General features: G+C 73.4%; 15 protein-coding genes and 5 tRNA genes. 8 read left to right on the plus strand and 12 right to left on the minus strand.

The features are described 5' to 3' along the window. The first annotated feature begins 479 nt into the window (after positions 1-479). From OG389_RS18470 to OG389_RS18485, 4 genes are all read left to right on the plus strand, one after another. Entirely contained in the window at positions 480-2,111 is a 1,632-nt protein-coding gene (locus tag OG389_RS18470; RefSeq protein ID WP_328299588.1) for a sporulation protein, read from the plus strand. 78 nt (positions 2,112-2,189) lie between these two features. Then, positions 2,190-3,389 carry an L-2-hydroxyglutarate oxidase gene (lhgO, locus tag OG389_RS18475; RefSeq protein WP_328303895.1) on the plus strand — a complete coding sequence of 400 codons (1,200 nt, stop codon included), beginning with the start codon at positions 2,190-2,192 and terminating at the stop codon, positions 3,387-3,389. A 189-nt stretch (positions 3,390-3,578) separates the two neighbouring features. Then, positions 3,579-4,412, plus strand: coding sequence for a tRNA (guanosine(46)-N7)-methyltransferase TrmB (trmB, locus tag OG389_RS18480; RefSeq protein WP_443059302.1), 834 nt, complete (start codon positions 3,579-3,581; stop codon positions 4,410-4,412). An 88-nt stretch (positions 4,413-4,500) separates the two neighbouring features. After that, positions 4,501-5,787: a PrsW family intramembrane metalloprotease gene (locus OG389_RS18485; RefSeq protein ID WP_328299589.1), complete on the plus strand. Its 1,287-nt coding sequence runs from the start codon at positions 4,501-4,503 to the stop codon at positions 5,785-5,787. Here OG389_RS18485 and OG389_RS18490 read toward each other — a convergent pair. From OG389_RS18490 to OG389_RS18530, 9 genes are all read right to left on the minus strand, one after another. Continuing rightward, a complete protein-coding gene (locus tag OG389_RS18490; RefSeq protein WP_328299590.1) occupies positions 5,738-6,772 on the minus strand; it encodes a M23 family metallopeptidase in 1,035 nt (344 codons plus the stop codon). The two genes, OG389_RS18485 and OG389_RS18490, sit on opposite strands and share 50 nt — an antisense overlap. Positions 6,773-7,054: 282 nt before the next feature. Continuing rightward, the gene (locus OG389_RS18495) at positions 7,055-8,236 is read right to left on the minus strand and encodes a PP2C family protein-serine/threonine phosphatase (RefSeq protein ID WP_443059303.1); all 1,182 of its coding nucleotides are present in this window, start codon (positions 8,234-8,236) and stop codon (positions 7,055-7,057) included. A gap of 178 nt (positions 8,237-8,414) precedes the next feature. Next, positions 8,415-8,488 (minus strand) — tRNA-Met (locus tag OG389_RS18500). Between the two features lie 226 nt (positions 8,489-8,714). Further along, positions 8,715-8,787: transfer RNA gene (locus OG389_RS18505), tRNA-Lys, on the minus strand. A 130-nt stretch (positions 8,788-8,917) separates the two neighbouring features. After that, complete coding sequence (locus OG389_RS18510; protein WP_328299591.1) at positions 8,918-12,169, minus strand: VCBS repeat-containing protein; 3,252 nt, start codon at positions 12,167-12,169, stop codon at positions 8,918-8,920. Positions 12,170-12,334: 165 nt separating this feature from the next. Next, a complete protein-coding gene (locus tag OG389_RS18515) occupies positions 12,335-14,764 on the minus strand; it encodes a DEAD/DEAH box helicase (RefSeq protein WP_443059304.1) in 2,430 nt (809 codons plus the stop codon). A gap of 268 nt (positions 14,765-15,032) precedes the next feature. Next, positions 15,033-15,605, minus strand: a complete 573-nt coding sequence (locus tag OG389_RS18520; protein ID WP_328299593.1) for a hypothetical protein — start codon at positions 15,603-15,605, stop codon at positions 15,033-15,035. Positions 15,606-15,743: 138 nt separating this feature from the next. Next, positions 15,744-16,118, minus strand: coding sequence for a fluoride efflux transporter CrcB (gene crcB / locus OG389_RS18525; RefSeq protein ID WP_328299594.1), 375 nt, complete (start codon positions 16,116-16,118; stop codon positions 15,744-15,746). Further along, entirely contained in the window at positions 16,115-16,612 is a 498-nt protein-coding gene (locus OG389_RS18530; RefSeq protein WP_328299595.1) for a FluC/FEX family fluoride channel, read from the minus strand. The genes crcB and OG389_RS18530 overlap by 4 nt, the downstream gene beginning before the upstream one ends. Before the next feature lie 136 nt (positions 16,613-16,748). Here OG389_RS18530 and OG389_RS18535 point away from each other — a divergent pair, with 136 nt between their 5' ends. The 4 genes from OG389_RS18535 (at position 16,749) to OG389_RS18550 (ending at position 17,481) form a co-directional block, all read left to right on the plus strand. After that, positions 16,749-17,099, plus strand: coding sequence for a metallopeptidase family protein (locus tag OG389_RS18535; RefSeq protein ID WP_328299596.1), 351 nt, complete (start codon positions 16,749-16,751; stop codon positions 17,097-17,099). Between the two features lie 101 nt (positions 17,100-17,200). Continuing rightward, positions 17,201-17,273 (plus strand) — tRNA-Glu (locus OG389_RS18540). Between the two features lie 38 nt (positions 17,274-17,311). After that, positions 17,312-17,385 (plus strand) — tRNA-Asp (locus OG389_RS18545). 22 nt (positions 17,386-17,407) lie between these two features. After that, positions 17,408-17,481: transfer RNA gene (locus OG389_RS18550), tRNA-Phe, on the plus strand. Positions 17,482-17,525: 44 nt separating this feature from the next. Here the strand turns inward: OG389_RS18550 and OG389_RS18555 are convergent. The 3 genes from OG389_RS18555 to OG389_RS18565 all read right to left on the minus strand — a co-directional run bounded on the left by OG389_RS18555 (position 17,526) and on the right by OG389_RS18565 (position 19,655). After that, entirely contained in the window at positions 17,526-18,365 is an 840-nt protein-coding gene (locus OG389_RS18555; protein WP_328299597.1) for a cytochrome c biogenesis CcdA family protein, read from the minus strand. Continuing rightward, the gene (locus OG389_RS18560) at positions 18,362-19,120 is read right to left on the minus strand and encodes a DsbA family protein (protein ID WP_328299598.1); all 759 of its coding nucleotides are present in this window, start codon (positions 19,118-19,120) and stop codon (positions 18,362-18,364) included. The genes OG389_RS18555 and OG389_RS18560 overlap by 4 nt, the downstream gene beginning before the upstream one ends. A gap of 67 nt (positions 19,121-19,187) precedes the next feature. Then, positions 19,188-19,655, minus strand: coding sequence for a hypothetical protein (locus OG389_RS18565; protein ID WP_328299599.1), 468 nt, complete (start codon positions 19,653-19,655; stop codon positions 19,188-19,190). Positions 19,656-19,814: the final 159 nt, after the last annotated feature.

Below are 19,814 nucleotides of genomic sequence, written 5' to 3' on the forward strand. Positions count from 1 at the left end.
GGGGCGCACGTATAAACGAACACGCCCCGACCATGCGGTATTTGGCGTTCCGTTCCGACCGCCCCATAGGTCGGTTTCGGCCATTCTTCGGCCGTACTGGGGCCCGCGCGGTGGAGCGCGGCCCGGGAGGCGGGATCCACCCCCCGGACCGTTCCGCCACCCGCGGGGATTGAGGCAGCGGCATCCCCCGGCCCGCCGGATCCACGCAGCGGGCCGACCCACGCACCGCACATCGAATCGCCGGGCACCCGGGGCGGCCAGAGCGCACGGGCGGGCGCACGGCCACACGGGCGGAGCACGCGCTGACACGTGCGCCCCGGCCCCGGGCCCCTGCCCGACTGTGCATACGGACAACAATCCCGCCATACGGAACAGGGGGCCTTAACGCTTGGGAGGCGGGGAACTACGCTGGGTTTACGAAATGCCGGGCGCCTATGCCCCGGCGGCGTATGCGTTCCGCGTGTGACGAGGGGTGGCGCATGTCCAGGGAGCTCCGCGAGCCCAATGAGAAGCTCGGCGCCGTCCTCGCCCTCGCGGGCATCAGCAACGCCGGGCTGGCCCGCCGGGTCAACGACCTCGGTGCGCAGCGCGGTCTGACGCTTCGGTACGACAAGACCTCGGTGGCCCGGTGGGTGTCGAAGGGGATGGTGCCGCAGGGCGCCGCGCCGCACCTGATCGCGGCCGCCATCGGCGCGAAGCTCGGCCGGCCCGTGCCGCTGCACGAGATCGGCCTCGCGGACGCGGATCCGGCGCCCGAGGTGGGACTGGCCTTCCCGCGCGACGTGGGCGCCGCCGTGCGCTCGGCCACCGACCTCTACCGGCTCGACCTGGCCGGGCGGCGCGGCGGTGGCGGGATCTGGCAGTCGCTCGCCGGCTCCTTCTCCGTGTCCGCGTACGCGACGCCGGCCTCGCGCTGGCTGATATCTCCCGCCGACAGCTCCGTGGCACGCGAGCCGGGGCAGTCGTACGGGCCGGGGCAGGGGCAGGCTCACGGGTCGGGGCAGACGAAGAGCGGCGGCGGGCCGGTCCCGCGCCATGGAACGCCGTCCCACGCGACCCCGGGATCACGTGAACCGGTACCGGGCGCGGCCCCGCCGGAAGGCCTTCCGGCACCGCCCGGCGCCCTCGTCGGGGGTGTGCCCGCCCAGCCTCCGGGCGAAACGCCCGCTCCGGCCGCGCCCGACGCCGGCCCGCAGCGCGTGGGCCACAGCGATGTGACCAAGCTGCGCGAGGCCGCCGAGGACGCCCGCCGCTGGGACTCCAAGTACGGGGGCGGCGACTGGCGTTCGTCGATGGTCCCGGAGTGCCTGCGGGTGGACGCGGCGCCGCTGCTGCTCGGCTCCTACACCGACGAGGTGGGCCGCGCGCTCTTCGGCGCGACCGCCGAACTGACCCGCCTGGCAGGCTGGATGGCCTTCGACACCGGTCAGCAGGAAGCGGCCCAGCGCTACTACATCCAGGCGCTGCGCCTGGCCCGCGCCGCCGCCGACGTACCGCTCGGCGGGTACGTGCTGGCGTCGATGTCGCTGCAGGCGACCTACCGGGACTTCCCGGACGAGGGCGTGGACCTCGCGCAGGCCGCCGTGGAGCGCAACCGGGGCCTGGCCACCGCCCGCACCATGAGCTTCTTCCGCCTCGTCGAGGCCCGGGCCCACGCGAAGGCGGGCGATTCGGTGGCGGCCGGGGCCGCGCTGCGGGCCTCCGAGGGCTGGCTGGAGCGGTCCCGGGACGGCGACGCCGATCCGACCTGGCTGGGCTTCTACTCGTACGACCGCTTCGCGGCGGACGCGGCCGAGTGCTACCGCGACCTCAAACTCCCGCGCCAGGTAAGGCGTTTCACGGAACAGGCACTGTCCCGTCCGACGGAGGAGTACGTACGATCGCACGGGCTGCGGCTCGTGGTGAGCGCGGTGGCCGAGCTGGAGTCCGGGAACCTCGACGCGGCGTGCGCGGCCGGGACCCGGGCGGTGGAGGTCGCGGGGCGGATCTCGTCGGCGCGGACGACCGAATACGTACGGGACCTCCTGCACCGGCTGGAACCGTACGGGGACGAACCGCGCGTCGCCGAACTGCGCGAGCGGGCGAGGCCTCTGCTGGTGACCCCGGCATAGGCCCCGCGTGGCCTCGTTGTCAGTGGCGGGGTGCACTATGCAGGGGTGGGAGGTGTCAGTGTGGGCGGCGTAAGCAGCATGGGCAGGGTGGACTGCGACGTGCTGGTGATCGGCGGCGGAATCGTCGGCCTGTCGACGGCGCATGCCCTGGCCGGGCTCGCTCCGGGGACCCGTGTGGTCGTCCTGGAGAAGGAGGCCGGCCCGGCGCGGCACCAGACGGGCCGCAACAGCGGCGTGATCCACAGCGGCATCTACTACAAGCCGGGCTCGCTCAAGGCGCGCTTCGCGGTGCGCGGTGCGGCCGAGATGGTCAAGTTCTGCGCGGAGCACGGCATCCCGCACGAGGTCACGGGCAAGCTCATCGTCGCCACCGGGCGGGACGAGCTGCCGCGTCTGCACGCGCTCGTGCAGCGGGGCCGGGAGAACGGCATTCCGGTGCGGGAGCTCGGGCCGACGCAGATCTCGGAGTACGAGCCGGAGGTGCGCGGGCTCGCGGCGATCCACGTGGGGACCACCGGGATCGTGGACTACGGGCTGGTCGCGCGGCAGCTGGCGGAGTCCTCCGGGGCGGAGATCGTCTACGGCGGGGCGGTGGACCTGATCTCGCGGCGCCCGTCCGCGGTGGCGGTGCGCACGAGCACCGGCCTGGTGGTGCGCGCCCGGGTGCTGGTGAACTGTGCGGGGCTGCAGTGCGACCGGATCGCGCGGCTGGCCGGCGACGACCCGGGGATGCGGATCCTGCCGTTCCGGGGTGAGTACTACGACCTGGCCCGGCCCGGCCTGGTGCGCGGACTGGTCTACCCGGTGCCGGACCCGGCGTTCCCCTTCCTCGGCGTGCACCTGACGCGGGGCATCGGGGGCGGGGTCCACGTCGGGCCGAACGCGGTGCCGGCGCTGGCGCGCGAGGGGTACGGGTGGGGCGTGGTCCGGCCGCGGGACCTCGCGGACGAGCTGGCCTGGCCGGGATCCTGGCGGATGGCCGCGCGGCACTGGCGGTACGGAGCGGGCGAGGTGCGGCGGTCGCTGTCGAAGGGGGCGTTCGTCGAGGCGGTGCGGCGGCTGCTGCCGGCGGTGTCGGCGGAGGATCTGGTGCCCGCGGCGGCCGGTGTCCGGGCGCAGGCGGTGCTGCGGGACGGGACGCTGGTGGACGACTTCCTGATCCGGGAGGGGGAGCGGGCGGTGCACGTGCTGAACGCGCCGTCGCCCGCGGCCACCGCTTCGCTGCCGATCGGGCGGGAGATCGCTGCCCGCGCCCTCAAGGCGCTCCGGGCGGCGTAGGCCTCCGGGGTCCGGCTCCGGGTCCGGGGTCCGGCTCCGGCTCCGGGTCCGGCTCCGGCTCCGGCTCCGGAACGCCGGACGGGCTGAACCGCTCCTGCGGCTCCGCCCCGGCCCCTGGCAACGGCGCCGCAGGGCTTACCCGGCGCGCGCCCGGTGCCACCGGGCGGCCGCGCGTAGAATCCGGGGATTGTGTCTGAGTCACTGAGCCCCCAGAATCCCGCCGCCGAGCCCGCGCCCGAGCCCGCGCCGGAGGCGACCTCCACCTACGTGCCCCCGAAGTGGCGTACCGAGCCGCGGTTCCCCGACGGGCCCGCACCCGATCCGGCCGGGTCGCACCACGAGCGGCGGATCCGGAGCTTCCAGCCCCGGCGCAGCCGGGTGACCACCGGGCAGGGCGAGGCTCTGAAGCGGCTGTGGGGGACTTGGGGTCTCGACATCGACGGGCACGACGTCATCGACCTGAAGAAGATGTTCGACGGGCTTCCCGTCGTGCTGGAGATCGGCTTCGGCATGGGCGAGGCCACCGCGCAGATGGCCGCCGCCGACCCGGGGACGGGCATCCTCGCCGCCGACGTGCACACCCCCGGGCAGGGCAACCTGCTCGCCCTCGCCGAGCGCAACGGACTGGGCAACGTCCGCGTCGCGAACGGCGATGCCATCATCCTGCTCCGCGAGATGCTGCCCCCGGACTCCCTCGCCGGAATCCGCGTGTACTTCCCAGACCCCTGGCCCAAGGCCCGGCACAACAAGCGGCGGCTCATCCAGCCCGAGTTCCTCGCGCTGGCCGCCACCCGCATGGCACCCGGGGCGATCCTGCACTGCGCGACCGACTGGGAGCCGTACGCCGAGCAGATGCTCGAAGTACTCACCGCCCAGCCCGAGTTCGAGAACACGCAGGCGGACGGCGGGTACGCGCCCCGGCCCGACTTCCGGCCGCTCACCCGTTTCGAGGGGCAGGGCCTCGACAAGGGACACGTCGTACACGACCTCTTGTTCCGGCGCACGGGTAACGCGGAGAACTGACAACGTCACTCCCCGTGTCGGGTCCGCTCGGTAGAGTCATCGCGTGTCCCGAGCGCCCCGGCCGTCCCGTCTGCGGCAAACGTTCCGTGTGCCCTCTCCGTCCAGCGCGCGCACGTACGCACTCGTCGCACTGCTCGTCGGCTGCGGCGCCGCGATCCTGGAGCTGGTACGCGAACAGACCGGCACGCCGGGGTTCTTCGTCGGCCTCGGCCTGGCCCTGCTGCCGGTGGCGCCCCTCGTCACGGCGTTCCGGTGGGTGGGCCGGGCCGCGCCTCATCCGTGGGCGCAGCTGCTGTTCTGCTTCGGCTGGGGGGCGTGCGCCGCGGCGCTGATCGCCATACTGGCCAACAGTTTCGCCACGCAGTGGATAGCCGCGGCCACCGCCGACCCCTCCGACGCGGACCAGCTCGGGTCGGTGGCGATCGCGCCGGTGGTCGAGGAGAGCGCCAAGGCGGCCGCCCTGCTGCTGGTCTTCCTGTTCCGGAGACGGCAGTTCACCGGCCCCGCCGACGGTCTCGTGGTGGCCGGTTTCACCGCCACCGGCTTCGCCTTCACCGAGAACATCCTCTATCTCGGCAACGCCTTCGACGAGGACGCCGCGAACGGCACCGCGGTACTGAACTCCGTGACGGCGGCGACCTTCTTCGTCCGGGGCATCATGTCCCCCTTCGCGCATCCGCTGTTCACCGTCGTCACCGGCCTGGGTTTCGGCGCGGCCGCCCTCGCCGCGCGCCGTACCCGCCGGATCGCACTGCCGCTGCTCGCCCTGGTGTCGGCCATAGGGCTGCACGCACTGTGGAACAGCTCCTCGGATCTGGGCGAGTCCGGCTTCTACGTGGTCTACGGCTGCGTGATGGTCCCGCTGTTCGGACTGCTGGCCTGGCTGGCCGTGTGGATGCGGCGCCGCCGCCTGCGGGCCGTCGCCGGGGAGCTCGCGGTGTACGCGGCCGCCGGCTGGCTGGGCCCCGCCGAGGTGCCCGCGCTGGTGTCGATGCCGGCGCGCTCGCTGGCCCGCGCCCTGGCGCGGAGCACGGGGGGCCGTGCCGCGGGACGGGCGGTCGCCCTGTACGAGGCCGACGCGATGGCTCTGGCTCTGCTACGTCACCGGGCGCGCGGCACCGGCCCGACCTGCGAGCCGGACTTCGCGGGCCGGGAACGGGAGTTGCTGCACCGGCTCTGGCTGCGCCGCGCGACGGCGGGACCGGCGCTGTCCCGGGCGGCGGTACTGGAGGAGCTGCTCCCGCCCTGGTTCGACCCCCTGGACCGGACGCCCTTGCTGGCCGGCCTGCCGGCTCCGCGAAGGTCCGCGTCCGCCGCGCCGGGTGCTAGACGTTCAGACCCCGTGCCGTCAGCCAGGTCAGCGGGTCCACCGTAGAGCCGCCTTCGCGCACTTCCAGGTGGAGGTGGGGGCCGGTGACGTTGCCGGTCGCGCCGACCCGGCCGATGGTGTCGCCCGCCGCGACCGAGCCGCCGGTCACGGACATCGAGGAGAGGTGGCAGTACCAGATCTCGGTCCCGTCGGGGAGTTCCAGCACGATCCGGTAGCCGTACGCCCCGGACCAGCCGGCCGAGGTGATCCTGCCGTTGGCGACGGCCTTGACGGGGGTGCCGGTCGGGGCGGCGAAGTCGAGGCCGGTGTGGTGCCCGGAGGACCACATCGAGCCGGCGTCGCCGTAGTGCGAGGTCAGGGTGTAGGCCGAGGTGGGAAGGGCGAAGCCGCCGGCGGACTTGGCGATGCTCTCCGCCTTCGCCTTGGCCTCGGCCGCCTCCTTGGCCTCCTTGGCCTCGCGCTCCTGCTTGGCCGCCGCCTCGGCCGCCGCCGCCTCGGCCGCCTTGCGCGCGGTCTCCTGGGCCTCGTGCGCCTCCTTGGCCGCGGCCTCCTGCGCCGCCCGCTCCGCTCCGGCCCGCTCCTGGGCCGCGGCGGCGTCCTGCTGGGACTCGGCCTGCTGGAGGATGCGGCTGCGCAGCAGCTCCCCGGCGTCGGAGCGCCGGTCGGCCTGCTGCGGGAAGATCCCGGTCCGCGCCGTCTCCGCGGTCCGCGCCGCGCCGGAGTGCTCCCCGGCCGGGCCCGAGCCCCCCAGTGCCTCCGGGAGGTCCGGCAACTCCGGCAGGGAGGGCAGGGTGATGGCGACCTGGGGGCGGTCCTGCGCGGTGGCGATGCCGCCCGCGCCGACCGCCGCTATGACGCCGACGCCGAGGACGGTGGAGGAGCGGGCCAGTCCTCCGCGCTGCTTGAGCACGCGGTGCTTGCCGCGCGGCGGGCGCGCCGAGTCCTCGGTGGGGTTCCACTCGCCCCAGGCTCCGGCGGTGGGCTGCTCCTGGACTTCGGTGCCTTCAGGCGCAGGCGAGTTGGTGGCCACCGGGGCACACTCCTCATGGGCGAGCACGCGCACGGCGCCGTCTCTTGCGACGGCTGGGACAACCGCTCTGCGTTATCGAACGGTAATAGAAGAGGGGGAGTGATTCCAAGCAGTTGCGATTGATCGTTAACAACAATCAGCCACCCAACGCGCATCTCTGGCCAGGACTTTTCCCCATGGTCACGGATTAACCCGGGCAAAAACCGGCCGACTCCTCCGCCCCTCACGCCACATCTTCACATTGACGGATCGTCAGCCATCTCGCTGAGCGCGCCTCTTCGGTTACGCTCCGTCCCCTTTCGGGACCACCGGCACCGTCCGCCGCCGCTCGGGCTGCCGCTCCCCCGGCCTCGCCACCGCCAGCAGGGCCATGTCGTCCGTCGCCGCACCGCCCGTGTGGCGGCGCACATCGCTGCCGAGCGCGCTCAGCAGCTCGTCGGGCCCCGGGAAGACCCGCCCGCGCAGCCGTTCCGCCGGATCGTAGAAGGCTCCCGTCCCGTCCCGGCCCTCGGTCAGCCCGTCCGTGTACAGGAGCAGCGTGGCCCCCGGCGGGAAGTGCCACTCCTGCGCCCGGTCCGGCCAGCTGCCCAGGTCCCCCATCCCGAGCGGCAGCGCCGGCTCGACGGGGGCCAGCACCGCGAGGCCCCCGTCCGCGTACAGCAGCAGCGGCTCGGGGTGGCCCCGGTTGACGAGCCGCAGCAGGCCCGCGCCCGGCGGGATCTCCCCGAGCACGCAGGTGGTGAAGCCCTCCACCGCGTCCAGGCTGTCGCGCCGGTTGCCCTCACGGGCCAGCGCCCGCTCCAGCCGCCGCGCCACACCCTCCAGCGTGGGCTCGCTCTCCGCCGCCTCCCGGAACGCCCCCAGGACCACGGCGACGGCCTCCACCGCCCCGAGCCCCTTCCCGCGCACGTCACCCACCGCGAGGCGCACCCCGTACGGGGTGTCCTGGACGGCGTAGAGGTCGCCCCCGATGAACGCGTCCGCCTGCGCGGCCTCGTACGAGGCGGAGACGTGCAGGCCCCCGATGCGCTCGGCGGGCGTCGGCAGCACGGCGCGCTGCGCCGCCTCGGCGATCCCGCGCGCCGAGGCGAGCTGCTCCGTACCGCGCCGCACGACGATGTTGATCAGCGTGGCCAGCCCGGAGACGGTCAGGACGGTGGCCAGCTCGGTCAGCGCCTCCACCTTCAAGGTGGTGCCGTTGTAGATGTGCAGCAGGATCACGGCGAGGGTGGCCACGCCCCCGGTCAGGACGGTGCCCCGGAGCGTGAACAGCGGGGCGGCGATGAGCGGGGCGGCGGAGAAGAAGGGGGAGCCGGTGAAGCTCGGCGGGGTCAGCACGTCGAAGAGGAACCCGAGGACGATCAGGGTGCCGGGGAGCATCTTGACGATCCGTCGGACCACGGAGCTGCCGGCGACCGCGCCGAACGCGCGCTCGCCCCTGCCCTGCCGGCCCAGCCCCGCCACGCTGCTCTCCTGCCGCCCGGTCCCTCGCACGGGTGCGGGCCGCCGCCTCGCCCCCCAAGGCTGGCCGCAGTAGGCCCCGTACGGCGACCCGGACGGGACCGTTCGGGTGACGGGACACGGAACACGGGCGTACGACGAAGGCCCGGCTCCCCAAGGGGAACCGGGCCTTCGTACTGAGTAGCGGGGGCAGGATTTGAACCTACGACCTCTGGGTTATGAGCCCAGCGAGCTACCGAGCTGCTCCACCCCGCGTCGGTAAACCCAACTCTACGCCATCCGGGGGGAGGCCTCCGCCAATTAACGTCCGCGCCACCCCTGATCCGCACATAACCGCAGGTCAGACACCTGAAACAGGGCCGGCGGACGGCCTGTCCCGGGCTCCGGCACCGAGCGGCCAGGCACCGTCGACCGCATACCTGACGTGCCGTCACCACGCGAAGCGCCCCACCCGGCGGACCGGATGGGGCGCTGTGAGCGGTAGGCCATGTCGGACTCGAACCGACAACCAACGGATTAAAAGTCCGCTGCTCTGCCAATTGAGCTAATGGCCCTCGGCTTGCTCACCCCAGAGCATAGCCCGAGAGGGCCGGACAGCCGATCGGGTATCGGCTATCCGGCCCGTGTCATCAGCTCGGGGTCATCAGGGCGGGGTCATCAGGGCGGGGTCACCAGCCCGGGTCCTCAGCTGAGCGTCGCGTACGCGCCCCAGCCGTCGCCGATCCTGGCGGCCTTGTCGAACTTGCCGTTGCCCCGGCCGTTGTAGCGCCACAGGACGCCCGCCTTGTCGCGCGCCACCAGATCGGCCCTGCCGTCACCGGTGATGTCACCGACGCCGACGAGGGAGTCGAAGACCTGCCAGCCCCCGCCGATCTCGACGCGGGGTGCCAGCTTGCCGTCGGACTGCCCCGCGTAGAACCACAGCTTGCCGGCGGGGTCGCGGCCCACCATGTCGCCGCGGCCGTCGCCGTTCAGGTCGCGCGCACCGGCCAGCAGGTATCCCTGCAGGCCCTCGGCGACGAGCTTCTTGGGCAGCAGGGCAGTGCCCTTGAGCTCGTACGAGTACAGCTGTCCCGTGGTGTTGTTCCTCGCCAGCAGGTCCGGCCGGCCGTCCCCCGTGAGGTCTCCCGGGGAGACGAGCGTGTCGTACGCGTTCCAGCCGCCGCTCCCGATCACCGAGTACGGCGAGGCGGGCGTCAGCGGCTTCCCGCAGCCGGGGCGGTAGGCCCGGAGCGCGCCGGCCTTCGTCCGCGCGAGCACGTCGTTGCAGCCGTCGCCGTCCACGTCGGCGAACGGGACCACCGCGGTGATCGCGTTCTCGCCGGTCCAGCCGCTGCCCGGGACGGCGGCACCGAAGGCGCCCCCGCCACCGGGACGGAACTCGGCCGTCCCGTCGGCCTTGAACCCGAGCAGGTCCCCGAACCCGTCCCCGACGTGGTCCCGCGGCCGGGCCGCGCCCCCGGAGAGCGTGACGGCCCCGGAGACGGTGAGGTCGGCGCCCTGCCCGTCGGCCGGCTTGGCGGTGAGCGTCCAGTCGTACGCGCCGCTGTACAGGAGCTTGCCGGTGGCGTCCTTGCCGTCCCAGACAGGGGCGATGAGTCCGCGCGCGTCGGCGCCGCTCCGCACCGGGGTCGTCGCGCCCGAGGTCCTGTCCCGGACCGTCAGCTGCCACGACGCGGCGGGCTTGGACAGCCACCACTTCCCGGTCCACGGCTGCGCGGGCTTCGCCGCGAGGTCCAGTGCGGCGGCGGGCTCCACCGAGTCGATCCGCGCCAGCTGCGAGGCCGTCACACCGGTCGGCACGATGTGCACGCGCTCCGCGTCGTCCACGTAGGCGACGTGGCCGCCGAAGCGGTCGACCGTCCAGCCGGTGCGGCGGCCCAGGGAGACACCGAGATCGGCCTTGGTCACCAGCACCCGGGTGGGCAGCGCCGTACCGGCGGCCGGCACCCCGCCGCTCAAATCGGTCAGTTCGAGCCCCTTGGACTCCGTACGGCGTACCAGGTAGCCGTCACCGAGGAGCGCGGGATCGGCGGGGACCGCCACCGCCTTGCCGGAGGTCTGGTCGAAGAGGCCGGCCGCGGCCGGCTTGCCCCAGTCCTTCGGGCAGGCCCAGTAGACCCAGCGGCCCACGGCCTGGAGCTCGTTCGGCACGCAGTTGTCGAGCGTCTTGAAGACGCTCTGCGCGGCGCCCTGGGGCAGGTTCTGCCGGCTGATCGTGCCGTCCGCCGCGGCACCGCTCCAGAGGGTCGAGCCCCAGACCGCGGAGGCCACCCGCTCGCGCTTGATCAGCGTGGCTCCGGAATCGGGCTCCTTGAACTCCGTCACGTACTGCTTCGTGGAGGAAAGTCCTTCGACGATGCCGAAGCGTCCCGACAGGTCGGTGAGCGCGGGGCTGCTCTCCCCGGTGGTGACCCGGGGGCCCCAGCCGGTGGAGCCGGACGGGTAGAGGACCGTACCGTCCTGCTCGGTGGGCCTGCGGCGGCCGTGGTTGCCGTCTCCGGCGGAGAACATCTCCAGGCAGCGCTTGCTCTCCCAGTTCGAGCAGTCCGCGTCCCGGCCGCCGGTGGACCGGTCGACCGTCCGGGAGACGACCGCGGGCGTACCGGGGCCGGTGCTCAGGCGCGTGGTCCGGAAGGTCCCGATGATCGTGGCCGGCGCGTACGCGGTGCTGTTGTCCGAGGAGTTCAGGATGCCGCTGCCGAGGGCCAGGCCGTAGACCGAGGCCGCTACCGGCTCGACCGTGGCGACCCGCTTGACCTCGGTGGCACCGGCCGCCGACCGGGTGAGCCGGTGGACGGCCCAGTCGACATCGCCGTTGCTGGTGCTCGACTCCGCGACGGAGCCCACGGTGACGACCGAGCCGTCGGGAGCGGCGACCAGCTGGCGCGCGGACCCCAGTACCACCTGACGGTCCTCGGTGCCCTGCGTGAAGCTCCAGAGGATGGAGCCGGTCCGGTCGTTGTTGCCGATGCTCATCGGGTCCACGCCCAGCAGGCTCTCACCGCCGAGCAGCGCGAACTCCGGCTGGCCGAGGACCGAGGTGTCCAGCGTGCGCAGGGGAGCCGCGTCGGGGTTCGCCCGGTCCAGCAGATCCACCAGGGCGCGGCTGCCGTGGATCCGCAGGAGCCCCTGCGGCGCGAGCCGGAAGTCGGTGATCTCGTACGGGTCGTTGGGGTCGGGCCGGTCCGGCAGGCCCTTGGCCTGACCGGTGGCGAGGTCGATCACCGTCCAGCGGGCAACGGTCCCGGAGGGGATCGGCAGGGTGTGGCGCACGATCACGGACTTCGCGTCACCGTCCACCACCACACTGGACTCGGTTCCGTCCGGGACCGCCCCGGGCACCGGGGTGTCGGTCGCCGGGTCGCCGGCGGCCCCCGCCTTGAGCAGGTGGTAGCCGGTGGGCGCGTTCGGGTCTCCGGTGACGGTGACCACGGTGTCCCCGAAGGTGCCCTTGTACGTCTGGCCGGGCGGCAGGGCGATGTCCGCGAAGGCGGCCCCCGCACCCTTGCGGAGGCTCACGTGCGGTGCCGGGGTCGCGGCGTACAGGGCCACCGTGTCGGAGCCCCTGCCGTAGTACCCGGGCTCGAAGCTGAACGGGGCCTGCGTGAAGTAGCCGTTGTCCACGTCGTACACGGGCTTGGACGCGAGACGCGTCGCCAGCGCGGTCCGGGTGCCCGTCGCGTAGTCGATCCAGAACAGCCGGTCGTCGCCCTCCTGGGCGAGGAGCAGGCCCGTCGCCCCCGCGTCGAGGACGCGGGTGCCGCGCGGAATGCGCCGCTGGGCCGCCGGCAGTACGGTCTCGGCCGCCGCGGCCTGCGCCTGCGCCGCTCCCCCTTGAGCCGTCGCCGTCGCCGTCGCCGGTACGGTGCCCAGCCCGGCGATCGTGCCGGTCAGCGCGAGCGCTGCCAGCGCGCGCACGTGTGTGCGTTTCATGATGTATCCCCCCGGAACACGGGGGCATCACGGCACCGGTGTCACCGGCTTTGCCGTGCCCCCCACTGCAAAGTTCCGCGAGCCTAGCAAGAACGCGACAGGGCCCCTGCGACGGGTGTCGCAGGGGCCCTGTCAGGCACTCAGCTCAGCGGCTGGTGGCCGGTGTCAGTCGTTGCGCTTCCAGCGCGGCTTGTCGTCGCGGCGGCCGAAGGAGGAGCCACCGGTCGAACCGGATCCGGAGGGGCGGTTGTCGTCGCGGCGGCCGTACGGGCGGTCGCCGCCCGAGGGACGGTCGTCGCGGCGGAAGCCACCACCGGTGGGACGGTCACCGCCGGAGCGGAAGCCACCACCGGTCGGACGGTCGCCACCGGAGCGGAAGCCACCACCGGTCGGACGGTCACCGCCGGAGCGGAACCCACCGGACGGACGGTCGTCGCGGCGGAAGCCACCACGCTCGCCACCGCGGTCGTCACGGTTGAAACCACCGGAGGGACGGTCGTCGCGGCGGAAGCCGCCACGCTCGCCACCGCGGTCGTCACGGTTGAAACCGCCCGAGGGACGGTCGCCACCGGAGCGGAAGCCACCACCGGAGGGACGGTCACCGCCGGAGCGGAACCCACCACCGGACGGACGGTCACCGCCGGAGCGGAACCCACCGGACGGACGGTCGTCGCGGCGGAAGCCACCACGCTCGCCACCGCGGTCGTCACGGTTGAAACCGCCCGAGGGACGGTCGCCACCGGAGCGGAAGCCACCACCGGAGGGACGGTCACCGCCGGAGCGGAAGCCACCACCGGACGGACGGTCGCCACCGGAGCGGAAACCACCGCGGTCGCCACCGCGGTCGCCGCGGTCGTCACGGCGGAAGCCGCCGCGGTCGCCGCCACGGTCACCACGGTCGTCGCGACGGTTGTCGCGGCGCTCGTAGTTGCCACGGTCGTCACGGCTCTGGAACGCGGGGCGCTCCTCGGCGACCGGGGCGGCTGCGGCGGCAGCCGCGACCTCGGCCTCGGCGGCCTCGGCCACCTCGGCGACAGCGGCCTCCGGGTCCTCGCCGCGCTCACGCGCGGAGCGGGCGACCAGGCGGTCGGCCTCCTCGCGCAGCTCGACGGCACGGCGCGACAGGCGCTCCAGCTGCTTGGTGAGGTCGGCGACCTCGCGCTCGGCCTGCTTCGCGGCGTTGTTCGCGGAGTCGGCCTGGACCTGCGTCAGCGAACGGGCACCGGTGATCTCGGCGACCTCGGGGTCGAAGGCGCCGACGCCCTGGACGATGTGGCGCGAGGCGTCGACGCCCGCGTCCTCCATCAGGCGGAAGATCTGGCGGCGCTGGTGCGGCAGGGCCAGCGAGACCACGACACCGGACTTGCCGGCGCGGGCGGTACGGCCCGAGCGGTGCAGGTAGTCCTTGTGGTCGCCGGCCGGGTCCACGTTCAGGACCAGGTCGATGCCGTCCACGTGGATGCCTCGGGCGGCGACGTCGGTGGCGACGAGCGCGTTGACGTAGCCGTCCTTGAAGTCCGCGAGGACGCGGGTACGGGCGCCCTGCGTCATACCGCCGTGCAGCGCGTCGGCCTTCACGCCGGCCTCGATGAGCTGCTCGGCGATGCGGTCGGCGCCCAGCTGGGTGCGGACGAAGATGATGGTGCGGCCCTTGCGGGCGGCGATGGCGGCCGTGACCGGCGCCTTGTCCTTCGGCTTCACGACGAGGACGTGGTGCGTCATGGTCGTGACGTTGCCCTGCGCGCTGTCGACCTCGTGCGTGACGGGGTTCGTCAGGTAGCGCTTGACCAGGGTGCCGATCTCGTTCTCCATGGTGGCGGAGAAGAGCATGCGCTGGCCGCCGCCGGGGATCTGGTCGAGCAGCTCGGTGACCTCGGGCAGGAAGCCCAGGTCGGCCATCTGGTCGGCCTCGTCGAGGACCGCGACCTGGACGTTCGCCAGGGAGCAGGCTCCACGGTTGATGATGTCGCGCAGACGGCCCGGGGTGGCGACGAGGACGTCGACACCGCGCTCCAGAGCGAAGATCTGGTTGCTCATGGAGGTACCGCCGCAGACGACCTTCATCTTGAGGCCGAGCACGTCGCCGTAGGGCTGGAGGGCGTCCGCGACCTGCATCGCGAGCTCACGCGTCGGCGTCAGGATGATCGCGCGGGGCTTCTTCTTCTCGGTGTGGCCACCGGCCAGCGAGGCCAGGGTCGGCAGACCGAAGGAGAGGGTCTTGCCGGAGCCGGTGCGGCCGCGGCCGAGGATGTCCTTGCCGGCCAGGGCGTCCGGGATGGTCGCCGCCTGGATCGGGAAGGGCGCGGTGACGCCGTTCTGGGCGAGCTTGCGCACGATCCCGTCCGGCAGACCGAGGTCGCCGAAGGTCAGGGTGGGCTCGGCGTCGGCGTCGTCCGCCTCGGCGGCGTCGTCGTCGAAGGCGTGGGTGGAGTCCTCGAGGGACTCGCCGGTCGTCACATCGGCCTCGAGGGCCTCGATGATCTCGTCGGCGACTACGGCCTCAAGGGCCTCGGTGACCGCGAGGGTCTCGGCGTCGACGATCTCGTTGGAGTCGTTCTCGGGCATGACGGAACGGTCAGAACTGGAAATGGACATGCGAAATGCGAAACCTTCCGGAGTCTCGGCACGCGCCCAAACTCCGTGAATCGCAAATCGACCGCCTCAATGCGGTCAGCCACGGTTGGGGAGAGTACGCGCCACGCGGCGCTCTTCGGAGTCGGCGCCGGGCAATGGGATCAAACGATCTATAACCATACGCACCCTCCCCGGGGTCTGGCAAGTCCGTCCCCCGAAGAAGGCTCTGATCAGCGGAAATGCCATTCCCTCAGGAAAGCTGGGCACGCCCCGCGGTCTACCGAACGGCCTACCCCATGGCCTGCGGCAGGCCCCCGGACCCGCTGCTCGGCTCCGCCGGCGAGGGCACCGGGCTGGGTGTGGGTTCCGTCACTGGTGACGGCGAGGCCGGCGGGGCCGGAGGCGACGGGAGGGGGGTCGGGGAGCCGGGCTGTCCGCCCCCGGAGCCGCCCGGGCCCGATCCGGGACCGGAACCTCCCGTCGGGGGCTGCTGGGGACCCTGGCCGCCCGCGCCGCCCCCCGGGCCGGCCGACGGCGAGGGAGCTCCGGGCGGACCCGCCGGGGCCCCCGGGCTGGGGGAGGCGCCGGTCGCGCCGGAGGCGTTCCCGGTCCCTCCGGCCTTGCCGTCCTGGTTCCCCGTACCGTCCTTCGCGCCGCGGCCGCCGCCGTGCGCCCCGGTGCCCTTGCCGGCCGAGGAGCCGCCGCCGGACTTCCCGCCCTGGACCCCCACCGACGAGGAGGGCCCGGGCTTCGCGGCGTCCTCCCCGATGCTCATGCAGCCCGCCGTCGCCGCCACCGCGAGCGTGGCGACCACCAGTCGCAGGGGGCGAAGAGAGCCGAGGGGACGGAGGGAAGCGGTCAACTGGCGCACGGGGCACCTCCGGAACACAGGCAAAGGTCCGCGGTGAGCGGGTCAATGTGCCCAACTCCCTTTGCCCCGTAAGAGACACGCTCCAGGGGGAGAAGGCCTCCACTCGGTCCGCCGGCATCCACCGGTCCGTCAGGCGAACAGCTGCCGCGCCACCTGCAACCCGAGCGTGACCCCGCCCAGCCCGACCAGCACCGAGCCCGCCACGTTCGCCGCCGCGAGGAACTTCCAGCCCCGCTCCGCCAGTCGCAGCGTCTCGTAGGAGAACGTCGAGTACGTGCTGAGCGCCCCACACAGCCCCGTCCCGAGCAGCAGGCTCAGCCGCGAGGAGGCCGCGCCGTCCAGCACCGCCCCGGTCAGGGCTCCCAGCACGAGGCAGGCGGCCGCGTTCACCACGAAGGTCCCCCACGGGAAGACCGAATCGTGCCGGACCTGCACCGCGCGGTCGGTCAGGTAGCGCAGCGGCGCCCCCACGGCCCCGCCCAGGATCACCACGAGCCAGTTCACCGGCCCGCCCCCGCCGCACCGTCGCCGACCGCGTCGCCGACCGCGCGGCGCGTCAGCCGGGCGGCCGCCCACACCGCGCCGAGCGCGGCCGCCACCGTGAGCCCGGCGTACGCCAGCGCGGTCCCCGCCTCACCGGCGTCCAGCAGCCGCGCGAAGTCCACGGCGTAGGTGGAGAAAGTGGTGAATCCGCCGAGCACCCCGACCCCCAGAAAGGGCCGTACGAGCGGATGCGCCGACCGGCCGCCCTCGCCGACCAGCACCATGAGGACGCCGATGAGCGCGCAGCCCGCCACGTTGACCCAGAAGGTCCCCCACGGGAAGGACCCCGGCGCGGCCGGCCACAGCAGCGCGACCCCGTACCGCGCCGCGGCGCCCGCGGCTCCGCCGGCCGCCACGGCCGCGAGCACCGGGGGCCGCGGTTCGGCGCGCTGCGCCGGTACGTGCAGGTCGACGTCCGGGTCGATGGGCTCCGCGCCCTCCATCGGCCGGGTCATCCGCGCCCCGCCCGGCCCGCCGCGGCCGTCACCACTTCCGGACTTCCAGCACTGTCAGCACCGGGCCATTCTCGCGCGCCGCGTCCCGGCCCGCCCGGATCGGCTCGATCGGCCGCGGACACGGGAGAATGGCCTCGTGCTGGAGATGACGCGAGACGCGTTCGAAGAGCTGGTTGCCGAGGCGCTGGACTCGATCCCCGAGGAGCTGACCCGGGTCATGGACAACGTGGCCGTCTTCGTGGAGGACGAGCCCGCCGCCGACGATCCCGAACTGCTGGGCCTCTACGAGGGCACCCCGCTCACCGAACGCGGGGAGTGGTACGCCGGGGTGCTGCCCGACCGGATCTCGATCTACATGGGCCCGACCCTGCGGATGTGCGGGAGCACGGAGGAAGTGGTGCGCGAGGTCGCCGTGACGGTCGTCCACGAGATCGCCCACCACTTCGGGATCGACGACGAACGGCTCCACGAACTCGGCTGGGGCTGACCCCGCGGATCACCGCGCCGAAACCGTTTTGGCGATCGCCGCCGGGATCCCATATGCTTCTCACGTCCCCGACGCGCTGGAAAGTGCCCGGCGGGCCTTTAGCCCTCATCGTCTAGTGGCCCAGGACGCCGCCCTTTCAAGGCGGTAGCACGGGTTCGAATCCCGTTGGGGGTACGCATTACCGTGTGCGAGACTCGTCTCGCACATTGCAAGGACCTGTGGAGCAGTTGGTTAGCTCGCCACCCTGTCAAGGTGGAGGTCGCGGGTTCAAGTCCCGTCAGGTTCGCTGAAGCCGGAAACGGTTTCGTGGCTGGGTAGCTCAGTTGGTACGAGCGATCGCCTGAAAAGCGATAGGTCGCCGGTTCGACCCCGGCCCCAGCCACTGGATAAAGAGAAGGCCCCGTCCATCGGACGGGGCCTTCTCCGTCATTCCCCTGCGGCCCGCGCCGCCCGCGCCCGGCGGCGCCACTGCGCCAGCCCGACGCCCACCGCCACCAGGGCGACCAGCCCGAGCAGCGCCCAGTCGGGGACCGCGTCCGCCACGGCCTGGACCCGTGACTCCACCGCGAACGAGTCGTCCACGTCCAGCAGCCCCGGCAGCGCGCTCGCCCCGTCGTAGATCAGGAACAGCGCGCCGAGCACGATGAAGAACAGACCCGAGGCGAGCGTCGTCGTGTGCAGTTCGAAGCGGCCGGCCGAGAGGGCGCGCCCGCGCAGCCAGCGCCGCCGTCCCAGGTCGAAGCGCTCCCAGAGCAGGGCCAGGACGAACAGCGGCACCGCCATGCCCAGCGCGTACACCGCCAGCAGCAGGCCCCCGTAGACGGGGCTGCCGCTGACCGCCGCCACCGTCAGGACGCTGCCGAGGATGGGCCCGGCGCAGAACCCGGCCAGGCCGTAGACCGCGCCCAGGGCGTACACCGACAGGGCGGTGGTCGGCCGGATCCGCCCCGACAGCTCCGAGATCCGCTTGGGGGCGAAGCCCAGGCCCAGGATCTGGGCGAGCCCGAGCGCGATGATCAGCCAGCCTCCGAACAGCACGAGCCCGTCGCGGTTGCCGTGGAAGAACCGCCCGGCGTACGAACCGGCCGCTCCCAGCGGTACGAGGGTGCTCGCGAGGCCCGCGTAGAAGATCCCGGTGCGCGCCAGCAGCCGCGAGGTGGAGTCGATCGAGTAGGCGAAGAAGGCGGGCAGGAGCAGCGCACTGCACGGGCTGAGCAGTGCGAGGAGGCCGCCCAGCAGGGCGGCCAGGTAGCCGACGTCGGTCACTTCGCGGCCGCCTGCGCCTGGGCCCTGGCCTGCGCGATGGCCTCGGTGAAGGCGTCGAGGGGCTGGGCTCCGGCCACGGGCCGGCCGTTGAGCAGGAAGGACGGGGTGGAGGTGACGCCGATGCGGTAGCCCTCCTCCTGGTCCTTGTGGAGCGCGGCGGTGGCCTGCTCCCCCGCCATGTCCTTCGCGAAGCGCTCCAGGTCCGGGACCCCGGCCTGGCGTGCCAGCTCGGTCAGCCGGTCCGTTCCGAAGCCCTTCTCCTTGGAGCCCTCGGCGTACGCGGCCGCGTGGAACTGCGCGAAACGGTCCTGCTGCCCCGCCGCCCAGGCTGCCTTGGCGGCGGCCTCGGATTCGGCACCGAAGATCGGGAAGTTGCGCCACTCGATGCGCAGGGTGCCGTCCTGCACGTACTTCCTCACCAGCTCGGGCTCGGTGTCGCGGGCGAACTTCCCGCAGTAGCCGCACTTGAAGTCGGAGTACTCGATCAGGACGACGGGCGCGTCGGCGCGGCCCGCGGCGAGCTTGTCGCCGGGCTCGCGGCGGGCCAGCGCCTTCAGCTGCGCGGCCGGGTCCGCGGAGGATCCGGCCTCGGGCGCGGAGACGGAGGCGGACCGGGCGGGGCTCTTCCCGGGTGCGGTGGCCTGCCAGGAGACGAGGCCGAGGGTGACGGCGGCGACGGCGACGCCGGCGCAGATCAGCAGGGGCTTGAGGTTCGAGGGCTTGCGGTTCGGGGACCGGGAAGCGGATGAGGACATACGGGGGCTCCAGAGCTGTGCGTACGGGAAGGGGGCGGGGCGGACCGGGCGGATGCGGCCGGTCCTCCTAGACCCGCATCACGGACAGCTCCAGCGGGGACGGCGCCGGCTGACCGGGACCGGGTACGGGAACCCGTACGGGTATCACCTGCGGCCGGGCCGCCGCCCCGGACGGCGACCCCGCGGGCGGGGCCTGCGCCTGGTCGGACCCGGTACGCCCCGGCAGGGCGGGGACGCCGTCGTGACCGGGGGAGCCGGGGGCGCAGGCGGGCCCGGGGGAGCCGGCGCGCGCGAAACCGGCGGAGGCCGGCTCCACGGGGCCGGCCGCGGTGACCGCCGCGGCCGTGGCGCCCGCTCCGGACACCCGGGCCTGCGCCGGGGCGGGAGTCGGCAGCGCTGTCCCGGCCGCTGGGGCCCGTACGGGGCCCTGCCCGGTGGACGGCTGCGCGGCGGCCCCGCCCGTGAAGGCCCCGGTCAGTAGCGCCCAGCCCAGCAGCACCGCGAACACGCAGCGGAGGCGGCGGGGGCGGGACATCGCGGGCGGCCTCTCACTGGGAGTTCTCGGGGTGACGGTTCCGGTGACGGTCCGGGTGACAGTTCGGGGGCACTTCAGGGACCACCCGGGCGGACCCGGGGGACTCGTCCCGAAATGGTACGGGTCCGCCCCACAAATGCGTTCGCCACCCGGCGCCTA

It is taken from the genome of Streptomyces sp. NBC_00435, assembly GCF_036014235.1.
In the GTDB taxonomy this organism is placed as follows: domain Bacteria; phylum Actinomycetota; class Actinomycetes; order Streptomycetales; family Streptomycetaceae; genus Streptomyces.